The sequence below is a fragment of the Streptomyces sp. Tu 2975 genome, assembly GCF_009832925.1.
Taxonomy (GTDB): Bacteria; Actinomycetota; Actinomycetes; order Streptomycetales; family Streptomycetaceae; genus Streptomyces.
Window position 1 is genome coordinate 461,491 of the sequence record NZ_CP047140.1, and the last position, 16,643, is coordinate 478,133.

Annotated in this window: 20 protein-coding genes; 11 read left to right on the forward strand and 9 right to left on the reverse strand. The window is 72.4% G+C overall.

The window, feature by feature from the left end; translation table 11 throughout:
• The first annotated feature begins 24 nt into the window (after nucleotides 1-24).
• Nucleotides 25-792: a cupin gene (locus GLX30_RS01890; protein WP_159694798.1), complete on the forward strand. Its 768-nt coding sequence runs from the start codon at nucleotides 25-27 to the stop codon at nucleotides 790-792.
• A gap of 172 nt (nucleotides 793-964) precedes the next feature.
• On the opposite strand, the gene GLX30_RS01895 is transcribed toward GLX30_RS01890, so the two are convergent.
• Nucleotides 965-1,474: a metallophosphoesterase gene (locus GLX30_RS01895; protein ID WP_159682744.1), complete on the reverse strand. Its 510-nt coding sequence runs from the start codon at nucleotides 1,472-1,474 to the stop codon at nucleotides 965-967.
• A gap of 455 nt (nucleotides 1,475-1,929) precedes the next feature.
• Here GLX30_RS01895 and GLX30_RS01900 point away from each other — a divergent pair, with 455 nt between their 5' ends.
• Entirely contained in the window at nucleotides 1,930-2,247 is a 318-nt protein-coding gene (locus tag GLX30_RS01900; RefSeq protein ID WP_159682747.1) for a hypothetical protein, read from the forward strand.
• A 205-nt stretch (nucleotides 2,248-2,452) separates the two neighbouring features.
• Here GLX30_RS01900 and GLX30_RS01905 read toward each other — a convergent pair whose 3' ends face one another.
• Nucleotides 2,453-2,674, reverse strand: coding sequence for a DUF6296 family protein (locus tag GLX30_RS01905; protein WP_159682749.1), 222 nt, complete (start codon nucleotides 2,672-2,674; stop codon nucleotides 2,453-2,455).
• Nucleotides 2,675-2,831: 157 nt separating this feature from the next.
• Between GLX30_RS01905 and GLX30_RS01910 the strand changes: the two genes are divergently transcribed.
• A complete protein-coding gene (locus GLX30_RS01910; RefSeq protein WP_244257954.1) occupies nucleotides 2,832-3,788 on the forward strand; it encodes an aldo/keto reductase in 957 nt (318 codons plus the stop codon).
• Nucleotides 3,789-3,895: 107 nt separating this feature from the next.
• Here the strand turns inward: GLX30_RS01910 and GLX30_RS01915 are convergent, their stop codons facing one another.
• Nucleotides 3,896-4,069 (reverse strand): CsbD family protein, encoded by a 174-nt coding sequence (locus tag GLX30_RS01915; RefSeq protein ID WP_159682752.1) that lies wholly within the window; start codon nucleotides 4,067-4,069, stop codon nucleotides 3,896-3,898.
• 189 nt (nucleotides 4,070-4,258) lie between these two features.
• Between GLX30_RS01915 and GLX30_RS01920 the strand changes: the two genes are divergently transcribed.
• The 3 genes from GLX30_RS01920 (at nucleotide 4,259) to GLX30_RS01930 (ending at nucleotide 5,835) form a co-directional block, all read left to right on the forward strand.
• Entirely contained in the window at nucleotides 4,259-4,564 is a 306-nt protein-coding gene (locus GLX30_RS01920) for a hypothetical protein (RefSeq protein WP_159682755.1), read from the forward strand.
• Nucleotides 4,565-4,805: 241 nt separating this feature from the next.
• Entirely contained in the window at nucleotides 4,806-5,162 is a 357-nt protein-coding gene (locus GLX30_RS01925) for a PRC-barrel domain containing protein (RefSeq protein ID WP_159682757.1), read from the forward strand.
• 127 nt (nucleotides 5,163-5,289) lie between these two features.
• Complete coding sequence (locus GLX30_RS01930; protein WP_159694800.1) at nucleotides 5,290-5,835, forward strand: tellurite resistance TerB family protein; 546 nt, start codon at nucleotides 5,290-5,292, stop codon at nucleotides 5,833-5,835.
• A gap of 52 nt (nucleotides 5,836-5,887) precedes the next feature.
• Here GLX30_RS01930 and GLX30_RS01935 read toward each other — a convergent pair whose 3' ends face one another.
• The 4 genes from GLX30_RS01935 to GLX30_RS01950 form a co-directional block, all read right to left on the reverse strand.
• Complete coding sequence (locus tag GLX30_RS01935) at nucleotides 5,888-7,777, reverse strand: DUF2264 domain-containing protein (protein ID WP_159682759.1); 1,890 nt, start codon at nucleotides 7,775-7,777, stop codon at nucleotides 5,888-5,890.
• The gene (locus tag GLX30_RS01940; protein WP_159682761.1) at nucleotides 7,774-8,814 is read right to left on the reverse strand and encodes a hydroxyacid dehydrogenase; all 1,041 of its coding nucleotides are present in this window, start codon (nucleotides 8,812-8,814) and stop codon (nucleotides 7,774-7,776) included. The genes GLX30_RS01935 and GLX30_RS01940 overlap by 4 nt, the downstream gene beginning before the upstream one ends.
• Nucleotides 8,815-8,988: 174 nt before the next feature.
• Nucleotides 8,989-10,134 carry a substrate-binding domain-containing protein gene (locus tag GLX30_RS01945; RefSeq protein ID WP_159682763.1) on the reverse strand — a complete coding sequence of 382 codons (1,146 nt, stop codon included), beginning with the start codon at nucleotides 10,132-10,134 and terminating at the stop codon, nucleotides 8,989-8,991.
• A 125-nt stretch (nucleotides 10,135-10,259) separates the two neighbouring features.
• A complete protein-coding gene (locus GLX30_RS01950; RefSeq protein ID WP_159682765.1) occupies nucleotides 10,260-10,532 on the reverse strand; it encodes a hypothetical protein in 273 nt (90 codons plus the stop codon).
• A gap of 123 nt (nucleotides 10,533-10,655) precedes the next feature.
• On the opposite strand from GLX30_RS01950, the gene GLX30_RS01955 reads away from it, so the two are divergent.
• The 3 genes from GLX30_RS01955 to GLX30_RS35795 all read left to right on the forward strand — a co-directional run bounded on the left by GLX30_RS01955 (nucleotide 10,656) and on the right by GLX30_RS35795 (nucleotide 12,687).
• Nucleotides 10,656-11,579: an NADP-dependent oxidoreductase gene (locus tag GLX30_RS01955; protein WP_159682767.1), complete on the forward strand. Its 924-nt coding sequence runs from the start codon at nucleotides 10,656-10,658 to the stop codon at nucleotides 11,577-11,579.
• Nucleotides 11,580-11,836: 257 nt separating this feature from the next.
• Complete coding sequence (locus GLX30_RS35790) at nucleotides 11,837-12,298, forward strand: methyltransferase domain-containing protein (protein WP_279632539.1); 462 nt, start codon at nucleotides 11,837-11,839, stop codon at nucleotides 12,296-12,298.
• Nucleotides 12,299-12,330: 32 nt separating this feature from the next.
• Nucleotides 12,331-12,687, forward strand: coding sequence for a hypothetical protein (locus tag GLX30_RS35795; RefSeq protein ID WP_279632540.1), 357 nt, complete (start codon nucleotides 12,331-12,333; stop codon nucleotides 12,685-12,687).
• Nucleotides 12,688-12,977: 290 nt separating this feature from the next.
• On the opposite strand, the gene GLX30_RS01965 is transcribed toward GLX30_RS35795, so the two are convergent.
• Nucleotides 12,978-14,072, reverse strand: coding sequence for a glutamate--cysteine ligase (locus GLX30_RS01965; RefSeq protein ID WP_159682769.1), 1,095 nt, complete (start codon nucleotides 14,070-14,072; stop codon nucleotides 12,978-12,980).
• 172 nt (nucleotides 14,073-14,244) lie between these two features.
• Here GLX30_RS01965 and GLX30_RS01970 point away from each other — a divergent pair, with 172 nt between their 5' ends.
• The gene (locus GLX30_RS01970; RefSeq protein WP_159682771.1) at nucleotides 14,245-14,391 is read left to right on the forward strand and encodes a hypothetical protein; all 147 of its coding nucleotides are present in this window, start codon (nucleotides 14,245-14,247) and stop codon (nucleotides 14,389-14,391) included.
• Between the two features lie 453 nt (nucleotides 14,392-14,844).
• Nucleotides 14,845-15,735, forward strand: coding sequence for an SDR family oxidoreductase (locus GLX30_RS01975; RefSeq protein WP_159682774.1), 891 nt, complete (start codon nucleotides 14,845-14,847; stop codon nucleotides 15,733-15,735).
• Here GLX30_RS01975 and GLX30_RS01980 read toward each other — a convergent pair.
• Nucleotides 15,704-16,603: a class II fructose-bisphosphate aldolase gene (locus GLX30_RS01980; protein ID WP_159682777.1), complete on the reverse strand. Its 900-nt coding sequence runs from the start codon at nucleotides 16,601-16,603 to the stop codon at nucleotides 15,704-15,706. The genes GLX30_RS01975 and GLX30_RS01980 overlap by 32 nt on opposite strands.
• Between the last annotated feature and the right edge of the window lie 40 nt (nucleotides 16,604-16,643).

The following is a 16,643-nucleotide window of genomic DNA, read 5'->3' on the forward strand; positions in this document are numbered from 1 at the left end:
GATGACCCTGCGGACACGGTCGCGGTGACGGCTGCCGGCGCACCGACAGCCGTCACCCCTCCGCCCGGTCCGGCCGCCGGCTACGGCGGGCTGCCCGGTGGCATCGGTATCTCGCGGCTGCGGGTCTACGACTGGCTTGCCGCAGACGGCCTGCGCGGCGGCACCCCGCACATGCATCTCACCTGCTCGGAGGGGTACGCCGTGACCGGCGGCCGCGGCGCGGTGCAGACCCTGACCGCTTACGGGTTCGAGCAGACCACCCTGCTGCCGGGCGCACTCGTCTGGTTCACACCGGGCACGATCCACCGGCTGGTCAACGAGGGCGGCCTGACCATCGTCGTGCTCATGCAGAACTGCGGCCTCCCGGAGGCGGGCGACGCGGTGCTGACGCTGCCGCCGCGTCTGCTCGCCGACCCCGCCGCCTACCGCGCCGCCGTCGCCCTGCCGGAGGGCGGGACCGAGGAGGAGCTGGAGCGGGCGGCCCGCCGCCGTCGCGATCTGGCCGTCGAAGGATTCGCGGCGCTGCGCGGCGCGACGGAAGCCGGTGACCTCGAGCCGCTGGCCGCGTTCCACCGGGCCGCCGCGGCCCTGGTACGGCCGCTCGTCGGCGCATGGCGCGACCGCTGGCGCGACGGCGCGGCCGCCGCCGCGTCGGCGACGGCCGCACAGCTCGACGAGCTGGAGAAGGGCGGCGCGGGCCATCTGGCACAGGCGCGGGTCCGGGCCGAACAGCCCTCCGCCCACGCCCGTTTCGGTATGTGCGGGCGCCTCGACGTGTACGACGTCGGCTGACGGGCGCCCCCTGCCACGTCACGTCCCACCTGCCGCACCGGACCGCACCGCTCTCCCCGTCCCACGGACACGGACGCACGGACCGCACCGCGCTCCCCGTTCCACGGACACGGACGCACGGACCGCACCGCTCTCCCGGTCCCACGGACACGGACGCACGGCTCTCAGGGGCTCAGGCCGTCCCGGAGCGGGGCAGGCGGTGCAGTTCGACCTCCGACAGCCCGCCGCGCGACACCCGGGCGGTCATGTACGTGCAGTGCGGCTGGCGTCGGCGGTCGGTCGGCGAGCCCGGATTGAGCAGCCGCAGCCCGGCGGGGGCTGTCGTGTCCCACGGGATGTGGCTGTGCCCGAACACCAGCACATCGAGATCGGGAAAACGCTCGGCGCACCGCCGTTCGCGGCCCTGCGCGGGACCCGTTTCGTGGACGACGCCGATGCGCAACCCGACGAGCTCCGCCCGCGCGACCTCCGGCAGGCGGGTCCGCAGCTCGGGGCCGTCGTTGTTCCCGTACACCGCGAGAAGACGCGTGGAGCAGGATTCGAAGAGGTCCAGGGTCGCGGCGTCGACCCAGTCGCCGGCGTGGATCACGACGTCTGCCCGGCGGACGGACTCCATGAGTTCCCCGGGCAGTTGCCGGGCCCGCTTCGGCACATGCGTGTCGGAGGTCAGCAGTAGCCGCATGCCACCACCATGCGCCGTGCCGGGGCCGATCGCAGCCTCGGTCCCTTCCGGCCCGCCCGGCGGATCCCGGATTGCCGGAAAGTCGTGTGCATACCCCTGCGTGAACGGGGCACGAGAAGCTCGAGCGCTCGCCCGGCCCACCCCCCCTGGCCGCCGGCGAGGCGTCGCGGCCCCGCCCCCACCCCCCGGAGGCGGGGCCGCCCTTCGTCTCCCTTCCTGGCTCCGTCGCTCGCGGAAGACTCTGCCGGCCATCCGGGCGCGGCGGGTACGCGCTGAGCGGGTACACCGGAACATGCCCGTGACTCGGCGTCCGACGCGGGTACCCGACATGGACAAGCTGCCGACGGGATCCCTACGAGGATGTCGCCGGCGGCCCGCCAAGACGGCCCCGGCCGGAAGGACAGGTGAAACCAGTGACCGCTCCTGCGCAACCGCAGCGGGACGAAGGGAAACCCGTGGGGGTACGGGCATACGAAGAGGCCGAAGCGGCAGAACGAGAGCTGCCCGGACTCCTCTCGTCGCGGGAGGCCCCGCCCGGATACCGGGACGGCGTGTCGGCGGGATACCGGTGGGCTCTGGGCCGGGACGCCCGTTCGCCGGTCACCGGGGCAGGCGCCGACGGCGTGCCGGACATGGAACTGCTGACCGCGGAGATCGACGCCGCGGTGGTACGGGAGGACGAGGCCGCCGGCGATCCCGCCACGCGGGACTACGTGCGCGGCGTGCACTCCGCCCTCGCCTGGATCTGCGGTTACAGCGATCGCCGGGTGTGACGCGGCCACCGCCCCGCATCCGGTGACCATGGCCGTCGCTCCGTGACGCCCGTCGCGCCACGACGTGCGCGCTCCGGCGCCGCCTCACCTGTTCTCTCCGGCGCGTCGCACCTTGTGGTCCTTCCGGCGCGTCGCACCTTGTGGTCCTTCCGGCGCCTCGCATTCTCCGGCGTCTCACACCTTCTGGTGCGTTCGCCCGTCACACCTACGCGGTACGCGCGATCACCGGCAGCTCGTGCGCCTGATGGCCGCCGCTGGCGAGCATCCGTACTTCACCCTGGCCGCTCAGCTCGGCGCGTACGATCCCCGTCTCGTCCTCGTAGATCGGGTTTCCGCCCGGTCCTGTCCTGTCTGTGCGCCGCACTACGACCACGTCGTCCACGGCCGCCGCCTGGAAGATGAGTTCGTAGCTCTCCGGATATTCCATGACCGCCTCCCGGTCCCTGCACCACGCGCCGGGACATACGTGCCGGCAGCGCGGCGCCTTCCTTCCATGGTCGCTCCGGCGCGCGGCCCGCGCCTGTCCGGGTGGCCGCCGCGGATACCCGTTTGGGCCCCGCTCCCGGCCGTGGAAAGGTGAGCCCGTGACGAAGAACGCGGACACGGGCGCGGAGCGGCTGCTCTACGGATGCATGGGGCTGGGCGGGACCTGGGACACGACGCCGTACGGTGCGGCGGACATCGCGAACGCCGAGGCGGCGGTCGATGCGGCACTCGACAGCGGGATCACGGTGTTCGACCACGCCGACATCTACCGGCACGGCAAGGCGGAGGCGGTGTTCGGAGAGGTTCTTTCGCGTTCGCCGGGACTGCGCGAACGCATCGTCCTGCAGACGAAGTGCGGCATCCGGCTCGCCGACGGTGGACGGCCGGGCATGTACGACCTGCGGGGCGAGAGCATCGTGCGGCGCGTCGAGGAGAGTCTCGAACGCCTGCGCACCGACGTCATCGACGTCCTGCTGCTGCACCGGCCGGACCCGTTGGCCGACCCGGAGGACATCGCAGAAGCCCTGGCATCTTTGCACCGGCAGGGGCTCGTGCGCCGCTTCGGCGTCTCGAACATGAGCGGGCCGCAGATCTCGCTCCTCCAGAGCTTCCTCGGCCTGCCCTTGGCCGCCAACCAGCTCGAGATGAGCCTCCATCGCCGGGACTGGCTCGAAGGGGGCGTTCTCGTGAACACCCCGGAGGCGGCGTCGACCGGTTTCCCGCTGGGGACGGTGGAGCACTGCCGCAAGAACGGAATTCGTCTGCAGGCGTGGGGCGCCTTGGCGCAGGGACGCTTCACGGGCCGCCAGCAGACCCCGGCGGAGCAGGCGACGGCACGGCTCGTCGCGTCGCTCGCGCAGGCCAAGGGGACCTCACCTGAGACGGTCCTGCTGTGGTGGCTCCAGCGGCACCCCTCACGGATCGCCCCGGTGATCGGCAGTGCGAGGCCCGAACGTATCCGCGCGTGCGCCGACGCCGCGCGACGGGACCCTGAGCTCACCCACGAGGAGTGGTACGAGCTCTGGATCACCGCGCGCGGCGCCGCGCTGCCCTAGGAGACCTGTTCCCGGTCTCCTGCCGGGCCCGATCCGGAAGACAGCCCCTGGATCCGGCCCGGCCGGCCCGTCGGTGGCATCAGAGCCTCACGGGCCGTCGGCGTTCCTCAGTGGCGGAAGACGTCCTTCGTCTTCTCCTTGGCCTGGCGGGCGTCGCCCTTGGCCTGCTCCGCTCGCCCTTCGGTCGTGAGCCTTTCGTTGCCCACGGCACGGCCCGCAGCTTCCTTGGCCTTGCCCTTGGCCTGTTCCATCTTGGCGCGGGTCTTCTTCTTCTCAGCCACGGAATTCACATCCCAGCTGTATTCGACGTCATGGCTGACTGACTGCTCTCCGATCGATCCCGCCTCAAACATGCGGTACCACGCCCGCGAACATACGGAAAGCGATTACCGGGCGCCTTTCGGGCAACATTCGGGCGGCGGAAAAGAAGGTCACTCGCGAATCCGCCGCCGTGGTGTGAGTCTGGAGTAATGAGCTGGGCGTCATGGACAACTCGCGATGTATACACGGGACGCGGCGGTGCCCTCACCGAGGAGACCGGAGTGATGACCGGGAACCTCACCGTCCACACCACGTGGGCCGATGACACCGCACAGGTCGCCCTGCAGTTCACGGGTGCGACGGATTGGTTCACGATGGCCGGCAGTCCCACGCCGTGCCCTTCCGAGGAAGCGAGCCGGGCACTGCACGACGCGGTGATCCAGGCCGTACGCAACGGCGGGGGCGCCGTGGTGCCGGCATGGGCACCACAGGAGGGGAGGACGACCGGGCACTGAGGGCAGTCGTCGCCACAGGGGCACGGCTCCTTCTGTGCCGTGAGCCGCGCGAAGGATCCGAAAGAGTCGAAAAGGGCGCACAGGGCTCATGCGACCGGTGTGTCCGGGACACGAGGGCATCCCTGCCGCCTCGGAGGGGCACAATCTTGCGGACCAGGCATCCTTGTGCGGACACCCGGTGCTCCGCAGGGACAGTCATTCGACCGCGATTCGACGATCAGGAGGATTCACGTTGCAGGACATGTGGATCTACTCGCCCGGCATCGGCCACCGACAGGGGCGGGACCTGACCGGTTTCACCGTGGAGACGCCGGACGGGGTCCTCGGCCACGTCGACAGGCAGTCCGACGCCCCCGGCAGACAGCATCTGGTCGTCGACACCGGGGCATGGGTCTTCGGGCGGAGCGTTCTCGTCCCCGCGGGGTTCGTCCGGCGGATCAACGCCGAGCAGCGGACCGTCACCGTCGTCCCCACGAAGGAGCAGATCAAGAACGCCCCGCCGTTCAGCAGGGACAGCGAGACGACGGACGCCGGTTATCTCGACGGTGTGGGCCGCTACTACGCCGGACTCGACCTCTCGGAACCGCCCGCGGTGTGACCGGCCCGGACCTGGACAGGTCGCCCTGGCCGGAACGTGTGGGCGTGCCCGAGCGTTGGCAGGGAGACGCGGCCGCGACACGCGGCCGCCGCACGAACGACGCTCGACAGAAGCCGAGGTGGCACCAGTGGCAATGTGGGACCGGATCAAGGACCAGGCCAAGAATCTGCAGCAGGGCCAGAGCACCCGGAGCCCCGGGGGTCACGGCACGGGCTCACGGTCCTCGGGCGGCTCCCGCGCCCAGCTGGTGAACACGCTGAAGACACAGCTCACGTCGCTGAAGACGGAGTTGAAGAGCGGGGCCTTCAGAGATGCCAGCATGGCGATGTGCGCCCTGGTCGCCGCCGCCGACGGGCATGTGGACCCGGCGGAGCGGCAGCACGTCGAGTCGCTGATCCTGGGCAACGACGTCCTGCAGAACTTCCCGGCCGACCAGCTGCGCCAGCGGTTCAACAAGCACGCCGACCAGCTCTCCGCCAACTTCCTGCTGGGCAAGGCGCAGGTGATGCAGGAGGTGGCCAAGGCGGCCAAGAAGCCCACGGAGGCCAGGGCCGTGATCCAGACCGGCATCGTCATCGCCGGCGCGGACGGTTACGTCGAGCCGTCCGAGCTGGAGATCATCCGTGAGGCCTGCTCCGTACTGGGGCTCTCCCCCACGGAGTTCGGCATCTGAGCGCTCCTCCACCGGCCGGGGTCGGGGCCGAGGCCCCGGCCCCGGCGGCGGGTCATGGCCGGTGAACGGCTCGGCAGGTGACGGCGACGGGATCGAAGGTGATCCGCGTCAAGTGGCCGTCGTCGGCCCAACGCACCTCCAAGCCGTCGTCGTCCACGGTCACAGCGGCGACGGCATCGGCTTGAGAAGCGGTGTCCGGCTCGCCGGAGAGCACGGCCAGCGCCGCGAAGACACCGGTGCCCCGCGCCGGGGCGGTCAGCCGCGGCATCACGGCCCATGGCGTGTACGCGGTTCCCTGCGGAGCGCGCACCTCGTCCCTTTCGAGCCAGCCGTACAGCGGACGCAGCCCGGAGTGCAGCGCCTCGTCCGGGCCGGTCGCCCAGCCCGTCTGCTCGACGCGGGCACCGGGCGGAGCACCCGTCACCCGGTGCACGCGCAGCTCGAACCGTCCCCGGGCGACGGTGACGCTCTCCACGCGCAGGCCGGGCACCATGGGCGGCCCCGCGGGGAACACCGGCCGGTGCCAGGACGCGGCCCAGCCCCAGCCGTCGCCTCCTCCCGCGCCCAGCGGGTGGATACGGCGGCGGGCGCTGCGCACGCCGCCGACCACGAGCCCGAGGTGGTTGTCGGCGGCGTTGGCGGTCGACGTCGGGCCGGTGCGGGTGGAGTACGCCTGACGGCCGTAGTGGGGATCGTCGTCGGCGGCCGCCTCTCCCTCCTGCGGGCGCACATGGTCGCTGCCGTGGTTGTGCAGCCGGACGATGCCGTCGGCGCGGGTGCTCTGCACCAGCAGCCCAGGCGCGGGCAGCGCCAGCACCCGGTCAGGGCCCTCGCTCGGCGCGGCCTCTTCCATGTCGGTCCACAGCGGGTGCCCTGCCGGGGCGAGCAGACAAACGAACGCCTTCGACGCCCAGTACGGCGACGCCGGCCCTGAGTAGTTCTGCAGCGTCTCCTCGTGCCGCCCGTGCCAGCCGAGTGCCAGCAGCCCGTCACGGCCGACGGCGCCACGGTCGAGGAAGTAGCGCAGCGCCCCGCTGATCAGCCTGCGGGAGACGCCCGGTTCGAGCGGCGTGCGGCCGGTGACGGCCCCGAGGCCGACCGCGGAGGCGGCGGCGAAACGGTAGGTGAGCGAGCGCCCGAAGTGGACGGGTGCCCCGTCCGAGCCGAAGAGGAGCCCGTAGCTCTCCAGGTGCTCACGCAGCCGCTGCACGTACGGGTCCGCCGCGGCGCCGGCGAGATGGGAGTCGAGCACCGGATACAGGTGCAGGGCCCAGCCGTTGTAGTGGTCGAACGCCCGGCCGTCGCCGTCGGCGTACCACCCCTGGCCGCGGTACCAGCTCTCCAGCAGTTCGAGAGCGCGCTCGCGGGCACGCCCGGTCTCCTCGTCGCCGCGGCCCACCGACTCCAGGAACCCGGCCACGGTGTACGGGAAGAGGTACCAGTTGTTGGGCGAGGGTACGTGGCGCAGGGCGCCGCGAAGCCATTCCTCGGCCCGGTCCTGGACGTCCTCGTCGAGCCGGTCCCACAGCCAGGGCCGGGTCATCCGCAGCCCGAGGGCCACGGACGCGGATTCGACCATGGGCTGGCCCGCGACGTCGTGGCCGAGGATCACGGGCCAGGACTCGGTGTCGTCCCGTCCGGGGGTGCGGGTACCGGCGGCGATGCCCTCGGCGTACCGCTCCAGCCGGCCGTGCGGGTCGTCGCCGCCGGCTCCCGCCACCCGGAAGGCGGCGGCGAGGAAGGTGCGGGCGTAGCCCTCGAGTCCGTCGGAGCGGACCCCGGAGGCGGAGGGGCGTCCCGGCAGGTCCAGCAGGGCCCCGCGCGGGGTCGCCCACCGCCGGGCGGCCGTCAGCAGGCCGTCTGCCGCCGCCTCCCAGTGCTCGCGCGTGTATCCGGTGTACGGACTCAGGACCCGGTCGTCGCCGGGCAGCTGCAGGCTCATGCGAGACGGGCCAGCCTCTCGCGCAGTACGGGGTGGGCGAATTCCTCACCGCCGGCCCAGCGGGCGACCTCCGCGACGGCGAGCTCCGCGAGCCGCCCCCATTCGTTGCCCAGTGAGCCGGCGATGTGCGGTGTGATCGTGACGTTGTCGCAGTCCCACAACGGGTGCTCGGGAGGCAGGACTTCGGGGTCGGTGACGTCCAGCACGGCACGGATGCGGCCTGTGGTGGCCGCCTCGGTGAGGGCGTCCTGGTCGACGACGGCTCCGCGGGCCGTGTTGATCAGGACCGCGTCCGGCCGCATGGCGCCGATCAGTTCCCTGCTGACGAGACCGCGGGTGTCGGGCAGCAGCGGGGTGTGGACGCTGACCACGTCGCTGCGGGCGAACAGTTCGCCGATGCCCACGGCCTCGACGCCGAGCGCGTCGGCGTCGCCCTCGCCGACGTACGGATCGTGCAGCAGCACCTCGACGTCGTACGCGTGCAGCAGCTCGATCACCCGGCGCCCGATGAGCGAGGCGGAGAGGATGCCGACCGTGCGGCCGTAGTTGCCGATGTCGCGCGGTGTCCCGAGCAGCGCGGGACGGCGGCGCTCCGACCTCAGTGTGCGCGCGCTCTCCAACGCGCGTTTGCCGCTGAGGAGGATCATGGCGACGGTGTACTCGGCGACCGGCAGGGCGTTGGCCGTCGCTGCGGAGGACACGGCGACGCCGCGTTCCCAGCATGCCTCCGTGATGTGGCCCCGTACGGATCCGGCCGTGTGGACGACGGCGCGCAGCCGGGGTGCGGCGTCGAGTGCCGCTCGGTCCAGCGGCGGGCAGCCCCAGCCGGTGACCAGGACCTCGGTGTCGCGGAGGACTTCGCGCGCCCGCCCGGTGGAGAAGTCGTCGAGGGCGGGGCCGGGCGCGAGATCACAGACGTCGGCGAGGGCGGCCAGGGCGCTGGGGGCGAGTACGGCGGCTGCCGCGTCCGGTGCCATGGCGAGTGCGGCACGGGGGCGGGCGGAGCGGCCGGGGGCTGCACCGGTGGAGCGGGGCATCTCTCTCCTCGCGAGGTGGGCGGACGGGCCGCGGGTGTGTCCGTCCCACCGCGGGCCCGGACAGAAACCGCTTGCACAGGAAGCCGGCGGGACGGCGGGGTGACTCGGGAGCACGGAATACGAAGCATCCTGAGCGACTGCTCGATCAAGGTCAAGAGAACGATCGGACGAAACTCAAACGGTCGAACGATCGGTACGAAGGCTTTGGGCAGAGCCGCGGATCTTCAACTCAGGGAGTAGTTCGGACCGTTGAGGCGGGACGCCGGGCCGGGTCATCCGGCGCACGAGCAGTTCGGCGGCCACTCGCCCCACCGCGGCCTTCGGCGGTGCGACGGCGGTGAGCGGGACACTGCCGAAAGCCGCCACGACGTCGTCGTAGGCCACCACCGAGCAGTCCTGGGGCACGCTCACCCCGTTGTCGGCGAGTTGCTGCACCAGCATCAGGGCGTCGACGTCTCCGTGCAGCACGGCAGCCGTGAAGTCGCGCTCCCGTAGCAGGTGGGCGAGCCCGTCGCCGGAGACGGGACCGACCGGATCGCCAGCCCCCGGTCCCGGAACGGAAGCGTCGCCGGGGGCCTCCGAGGTCGAGCCGCTCAGCACGACGGCCCAGTCCTCGATCTCCTCACGGTCCCCGGCGATCCGGGCGAAGGCCGCACGCAGCGCCCGCGCCGTCGGGCTGTCGTCCCGCGCGGCCAGCACGATCCTGCGGTGTCCCAGCGACACGAGGTGGTCGACCGCGAGATGCATCCCGTACCAGTGGTCGGAACAGACGGAGTCCAGGGCGTGCAGCACGCTCCCCCGACGCGGCCTGCGCTCCATCAGCACCGTGGGCACGTCCAGGCCTGCGAGCCAGGCGTGACCGGCCTCCTCCTCGGCCACCGTGCGCCACCGCGGGGCGATCAGCAGCCCGCGAGCCCCCTCGGCCAAGGCGCGCTCCACGAGGGGTTGTTCGGCGCCGGCGCCCTGCGGCGTGATGTGCAGGGCCACCCGTGTCCCGGCGGCGTCCAGGACGGCACGTGCACCGTGCATGGTCTCGTACAGATAGGAATGGCGCTCAGGGACGACGAGAGCGACCGCCGCACCGTCCGCGGCATCCGAAGACGCGGACGCCGGCTCCTGCGCCTGCGCCCCCGACTCGAGCGAACGGGCGACCCCGTGCCCGCGCCGCAACCGGCCCGCCCTGGCCAGCTCCTCCACGTCCCGGCGCGCGGTCACGACCGAGACCTCCAGTTCGCCGGCGAGGTCGCTGACCCGCACCGAACCTCTCGACCGCACCACAGCGAGGATCCGCCCCCGCCGCACCTCGCTCGGCTCCCGCATGCCCCGTGGCCTCCCCTGACGCGTCGCCGCTGATCGTTCGACCGTTCGGCAGGAGAATACCGATCACGGCGTGGAGCGCGGCCCCGGCGCCCGCTGCCTGTCGGAGCGGGCGGACGCGTCGCGGGTCAGCCGGTTGATTCGTCCGGTGGCGGAGTCCCCTGTGGCCCACCCTCGTCGCTGGGGGCTCCACGCGGGCGGGCACCCGCCTCGTCCATGTCGGGCACGTCCTGCCCCGTCTCCTCGGACTGCTCGTCGTCACGGCCCTGACCGGCCGCCCTGACCGGCGAGTCCTGATCGGGCGAAGCTTCCTCGTCCGCGCCGGCCTGCTGGTCGGGCATGTCACGCGGCAGCGGGGCGTCACTGTCCCCGAAGCCCTCCGGCCGGTAGTCGTCGCTCATTCCGCCTCCCTCGTCGAACGTCTCCAGCGGTGCCGGACGCTGCGCGGGTACCCGCCCTGACGGCGCCGACACGATGCGGCGGCACGATCCGTGCGGCGGCGCACCGGCGGTGTAGAAAGAAGCATGCGAGCGATCACAGCCGACCGCTACGGCGGCCCCGAAGTTCTGAAGCTCACGGAAACCGCTGATCCGAAAATCGCACCCGACGCCGTCCTGGTCCGTGTGAAGGCCGCCGGTGTCAATCCCGTCGACTGGAAGATCGTCGCCGGATACCTCGACCCGATCATGCACGTCCACTTCCCCCTGGTCCCCGGCTGGGACGTGTCCGGCGTCGTCGAGGCGGTCGGTCTGGACGCGACCGAGTTCTCCGTGGGCGACGAGGTCTGCGGCTACGTCAGGAAGGACGAGGTGCAGCACGGCACGTTCGCCGAGCTGGTCGCCGCCCCGGTACGCACGCTGGCGAAGAAGCCTTCGTCGCTCGACTGGCGGCAGGCCGCGGGCCTGCCGCTCGCCGGGCTCACCGCCCACCAGTCGCTGGCCCGCATCGGCGTCACACGCGGCGACACGGTACTGGTGCACGCCGCGGCCGGGGGCGTGGGCTCGTTCGCCGTGCAGATCGCGGTGGCCCTGGGCGCCCGGGTCATCGGCACGGCCAGCGAACGCAACCACGACTTCCTCCGCTCGCTGGGGGCCGAACCGGTCGTCTACGGAGAAGGCCTCGCCGAGCGCGTCCGCGAACTGGTGCCCGACGGCGTCACGGCGGCCGTCGACTACGTCGGCGAGGACGCCGTGGAGGTCTCCCAGCAGCTGCTCACCGACCGGACCCGCGTCGCGTCCGTCGTGGACGCCTCGGTCACACAGCGCGGCGGGCACCACGTCTGGGTGCGGCCGAGCACCGACGATCTCACCGATCTCGGCCGGCTCGCCGACTCCGGCAGCCTCACCGTGAACGTCGACCACGCACTGCCGCTGGCCGAGGCGGGCGAGGCGTTCCGGCTGAGCGCGGAGGGCCGCACCCGGGGAAAGATCGTGCTCGAGGTCGACTGAGTCCCCGGAGTGCGGCCGGGCGGAACGGGCCGCACCGGACGCGCCCCACGACGACGGCGAGGCACAGGAATGCGCCGGTCCCGACCGGGCGCCGCCGGACGTGGACGAGGGCACGGAAAAGGAAGAAACCAGGCGGAGCCCACCCACCGCTCTCTATCGTGGGAACCACCGGCAGAAATTCGGCAGAGCTGGTGAAAACGGTCGGAACAGGGCCGCTTCCCGACGGCCGCCCGGCCAGACTCCCTAGGAGGTCTGTCATGACTGACGCGACCGACGCGGCCCGGGCCGACGTCCAGGCGGACGCCGCTCTCAAGGCGAAGCACCGGAAGATGTGGGCGCTGGGCGACTACCCCACCCTGGCCGGTGAGCTCATCCCCGAGCTGGGCACGGCCCTGGTGGAGGCCTGCGGCGTGGCGTCCGGCGACAAGGTGCTGGACATCGCGGCCGGGACGGGCAATGCCGCGATCCCGGCGGCCCTGGCCGGTGCCGATGTCGTCGCCTGCGACCTCACTCCGGAGCTGCTGGAGGACGGTCTGCAACAGGCGCGGAAGCAGGGCGTGGAACTGGAGTGGCGCGAGGCCGACGCCGAGGCGCTCCCCTTCGGCGACGGCGAGTTCGACACCGTCATGTCCAGCGTCGGGATCATGTTCGCCCTCACCACGAGGCCGCCGCAGGCGAACTGCTCCGGGTCTGCCGCCCGGGCGGGACCGTCGGCCTGATCAACTGGACCCCGGAGGGCTTCATCGGGCAGATGTTCGCCGCGATGAGGCCGTACGCCCCACCGCCTCCGCCCGGTGCGCAGCCTCCGCCGCTGTGGGGGAAGGAGGAGCACGTCAGAACACTCCTCGGCGACGGGGTGACCGGTCTGGAGATGCGTCGGCAGCCGGTGCGGGTGGACCGCTTCGACCGGCCGGAGGCCTTCCGCGACTACTTCAAGGCCGTGTACGGGCCGACCATCGCCGTCTACCGGCACATCGCCGACTCCCCGGACCGGGTCGCCGAACTGGACCACGCGCTCGCCGAACTGGCCCGCGAGCACGGCTCCGGCACGGGCAGCTTCGCCATGGAGTGGGAGTACCTCCTGGTGACCGCCCGCCGGGGCGGTTGACCCCACCGCACGCACCGGACTCCGCGATCCGGCCTGATCCAAGCGAAAGACCCGGGCCGACCCCCGGCAGACGGAGACCCCGCCGCGACGGGGGATGCGCGGCGGGGCCCGATGGGCGTATGCCCCAGGAGCGGAGATCCATGCGTCTTTGACACGGCGGGTCCGCACCTTCCGGCTCACCCGCCGCCGCACATCCGCCGTGCGCCCTGGACAGCGGTGGTGCCCCCTCCGGCGTCCGCTGCGACGGCGGCGGCGGGCCGTGGAACGCAACGGGTCCAGGGCCCGCGGCATCAGTGACCGGCGGTCCTGCGCACGCAGGCGGCGACCACGTCCCGCAGGCTTCCCGTCCTGTGCAGCAGGTCGCGCTGGAAACGGGCGCCGTTGCCGTCCGCGTGCAGCGCGGCGACTGCCTCCGCGGCGCGGTCCGCGTCGCCGGTGTCCTTCAGGGCGTCGCCGACGTGGTCGAGCAGCACCCGTACGACGTCGGCGGCCGGTTCCGGGCGCATGGTGAGCGGATGGATCAGCCGCTCCTCCAGTCCGGAGCGGCTCGCGCGCCATCCCGCGAGCCGCAGCAGGCCGACGCCGTGCGGCACGGGCGGCAGACCCTCCCGCCACTCGCGTGCCGCCGTCTCCACCAGCGCGCGGACGAGCGTGGCGACGAGCACCGTGGTCGCCGCGTCCAGACAGACGTCCGCCACGCGGATCTCCACGGTGGGATACCGGTGGGAGAGCCGGGCATCGAAGTAGATCATTCCCTGATCGCGCAGGGCCCCGGTGCCGACCATCGCCTCGACCTGCTCGTGGTAGCGGTCGGCGGACCCGAAAAGCTCCACCGGACCCGCCGACGGCCAGCGGGCCCAGACGCGGCTGCGGTAGCTCGAGTAGCCGCTGTCCTTGCCCTGCCAGAACGGTGAGTTCGCGCTGATCGCCACGAGGACCGGGAGCCAGGGGCGGATGCGGTCGAGAACCGCGACGCCCTCCTCGTCCGACTCCACCGCCACATGGACGTGGCACCCGCACGTGAGCTGTTCCTGTGTGGTCAGGCCGAACTCCTCCGCCATCCAGCCGTACCGCTCGCCGCCCCACAGCGACGGGCTGACCGGTAGCGGCGAGGTGGCCAGCGCGGCGACCGCCGCGCCCAGGCGTTCGGCGTGGTGGGCGGCTTCGGCGCGCCGGCGGTCGATCTCGCCCGCGAGATCGTCCATCGACTCCTGCGGGAGCGTGGCGAACTCGAGCTGTTCACGCTGGAGCTCCGGCTCGAACACCTCCTGGCTGTCGCCGCTCTCCCGCTCGGCGGATGCGAGCACCGCCGCGGCCAGGGCGCATGGCTCGCCCGAGTCCGGATCCACGAGGAGCAGCTCCTCCTCCACGCCCACCGTGCGCATACCCACCACTCCCCGCCGAGGTCGAGATCTGTCGTGTGCCCGCTCACGGGAGCTCGATGCCTCGCACGCCCATCGCCCCGCCACGAAGCCGCGAACACCCGGTCGCCGGCCGGTACGCCCTCGGACGGCATGGAGCCGCGTAAGCCGTGACGGTCGGGGCAGGCGCAATGTCATGGCAGACATCGCACGGCTGCCACAGCAGCCTCCGCAGCGCATTCACCTCCTGGACCGCGCCGTGTGCGTCGCCCGCCGTCCGGGAGCGGAGGCGAGAGAGCTGCCGGCCGGCTGTCCGCTCCCCGGCATGGAGCCGGTGCCGTGACAGCGGGCTCCGCGGGCACCGTGGCGATGGTGGTCGCGCTGCTGCTGCCCGCTCTGCTCCTCGGGCTGGTGCTCGCGCTGGACCGCTACGAGGAGAGCCTGTTCCCGTCCGCGGCCACGCAGGCCGAGAGCCCGCGGCCCGAGAGCCCGCAGCCCGACCCCCGCCCGGGCGGCCGGCACGCGAGGCGCGGCCGGGCCCGCCGACGGCGCCGGGCAACCGGTCCACCGCCCTCGCCCGGGCCGTCTCCGCGGGGGCGGACAGCCCCCGCCCCCACCGGACCGCCCCTGGTAGGCCCTGACGAGGCGATCCTGTCTTCCCGTTCCGCGTGGGGCCCGGCCGCGCGACTCACCGCCGGCAGAGCCGCCGGGCCCCGTTTGCGGGCATTCCCCCGGCACCGGAGGGTAGGCGGGGTAGCCCACCGAGGCACCTGTCGCAGCAAGGGAGGAGTCGGCCGTGCCCGAGGAGAACCAGGAGGCCAGGGATCCGGGGGCCAAGCACCCGGAGCCGGAGTTCCCGAAGCAGGAGCAGCAGCACCCGGGCTGGACGGGTCCGATGGACCCGCCGCCGGACCACGGCGAGGAGAGCTATCGCGGCAGCGGTCTGCTGCGTGATCTGAAGGCCGTGCTGACGGGCGGCGACTCGGGTATCGGCCGCGCGGTGGCGCTCGCCTTCGCGCGTGAGGGCGCCGATGTGCTGTTCACCCATCTGCCGGAGGAGGCGGAGGAGGCGGAGGCGACGCGGCAACTGATCGTGGACGCGGGCCGCAAGGCGGTGCCGGTGCCGTGCGACATCCGCGAGGAGGAGCAGTGCCGGCAGCTCGTCGACCGCGCCGTGGCCGAGTTCGGGCACATCGACATCCTGGTCAACAACGCCGCCTACCAGATGTCGCAGCCGGACGGCATCGGCGCGATCACCACGGAACAGTTCGACCGCGTCATGCGCACCAACCTCTACGGCATGTTCTGGGTGTCGAAGATGGCCCTGCCCCACATGCCCCGGGGCGGGTGTGTCATCAACTCCACGTCGGTGCAGGCCTACAAGCCGAGCCCGCACCTGCTCGACTACGCGATGACGAAGGGTGCGATCGTCACCTTCACCCAGGGTCTGGCGCAGATGGTGGCGTCCGACGGGATCCGCGTCAACGCGGTCGCGCCCGGGCCGGTCTGGACGCCGCTCATTCCCGCGACCATGCCGGACACCGCCGAGTTCGGCAAGAAGTCGCTGTTCGGCCGGCCCGCGCAGCCTGCGGAGATGGCGCCCGCCTACGTCTTCCTCGCCTCCCCGCAGGCCGGCTACATCACGGCCGAGATCGTCAACGCGACGGGCGGGACGCCATTGCCGTGACCGCGGCTCCCGTCGCCGCGTGCCCGTCCGCGCGCTCCCCGTGCAGGACGGCCAGCAGCCCGGCCACGGCCGTGGCGACGGCGTCCCGGGCGGGGCCGAGGTACTTACGGGGGTCGGCCGTCTCCGGATGGGCGTCCAGGTAGGCCCGCGCGGCCTGGGTGAACGCCTTGTTGAGGTGGGTGGAGACGTTGACCTTCGTCATGCCGGCCGCGACGGCCTTCGTGAGTCCCTCGTCCCCGACGCCGGAGGAGCCGTGCAGGACCAGCGGGACGCTGACGCTGTCCCGCAGCAGGGTGATCAGCGCGAAGTCGAGGACAGCGTCCCGGGTGAGCATGGCGTGCGAGCTGCCGACGGCCACGGCGAGAGCGTCGACGGCCGTGGCGGCGACGAACTCGCGTGCCTCTGCGGGGTCGGTGCGTACGCCGGGCGCGTGCGCCCCGTCCTTGCCGCCGACCTCGCCGAGTTCCGCCTCCACCCAGACGTTCCGGGCGTGGCAGTGGGTGGTGATCCGCGCCGTCGCGGCCACGTTCTCGTCGTATGGCAGCTTCGAGGCGTCGAACATGACGGAGGTGAAGCCGAGTTCGACGGCCTGGTGCACGAGGTCGGGCGATTCCGCGTGGTCGAGGTGGACGGCGACGGGGGCGCTCGAGGCACGGGCGACGGCGAGGGTTGCGAGCGCGATCGGTTCCAACGCCCTGTGGTAGCGGGCGGTGTTCTCGCTGATCTGAAGGATCACGGGCCGGCCGGCGGCCTCCGCGCCGGCGACGATGGCCTCCGCGTGCTCGAGCTGTACGACGTTGAACGCTCCGACGCCCACGCCGCCTTGGACGGCGGAGCGGACGATGTCCTCAGTGGGCGTGAGCGGCATGGACTTCCTCCACGGTTATGGTCGTACGGGAGCGGCGGTC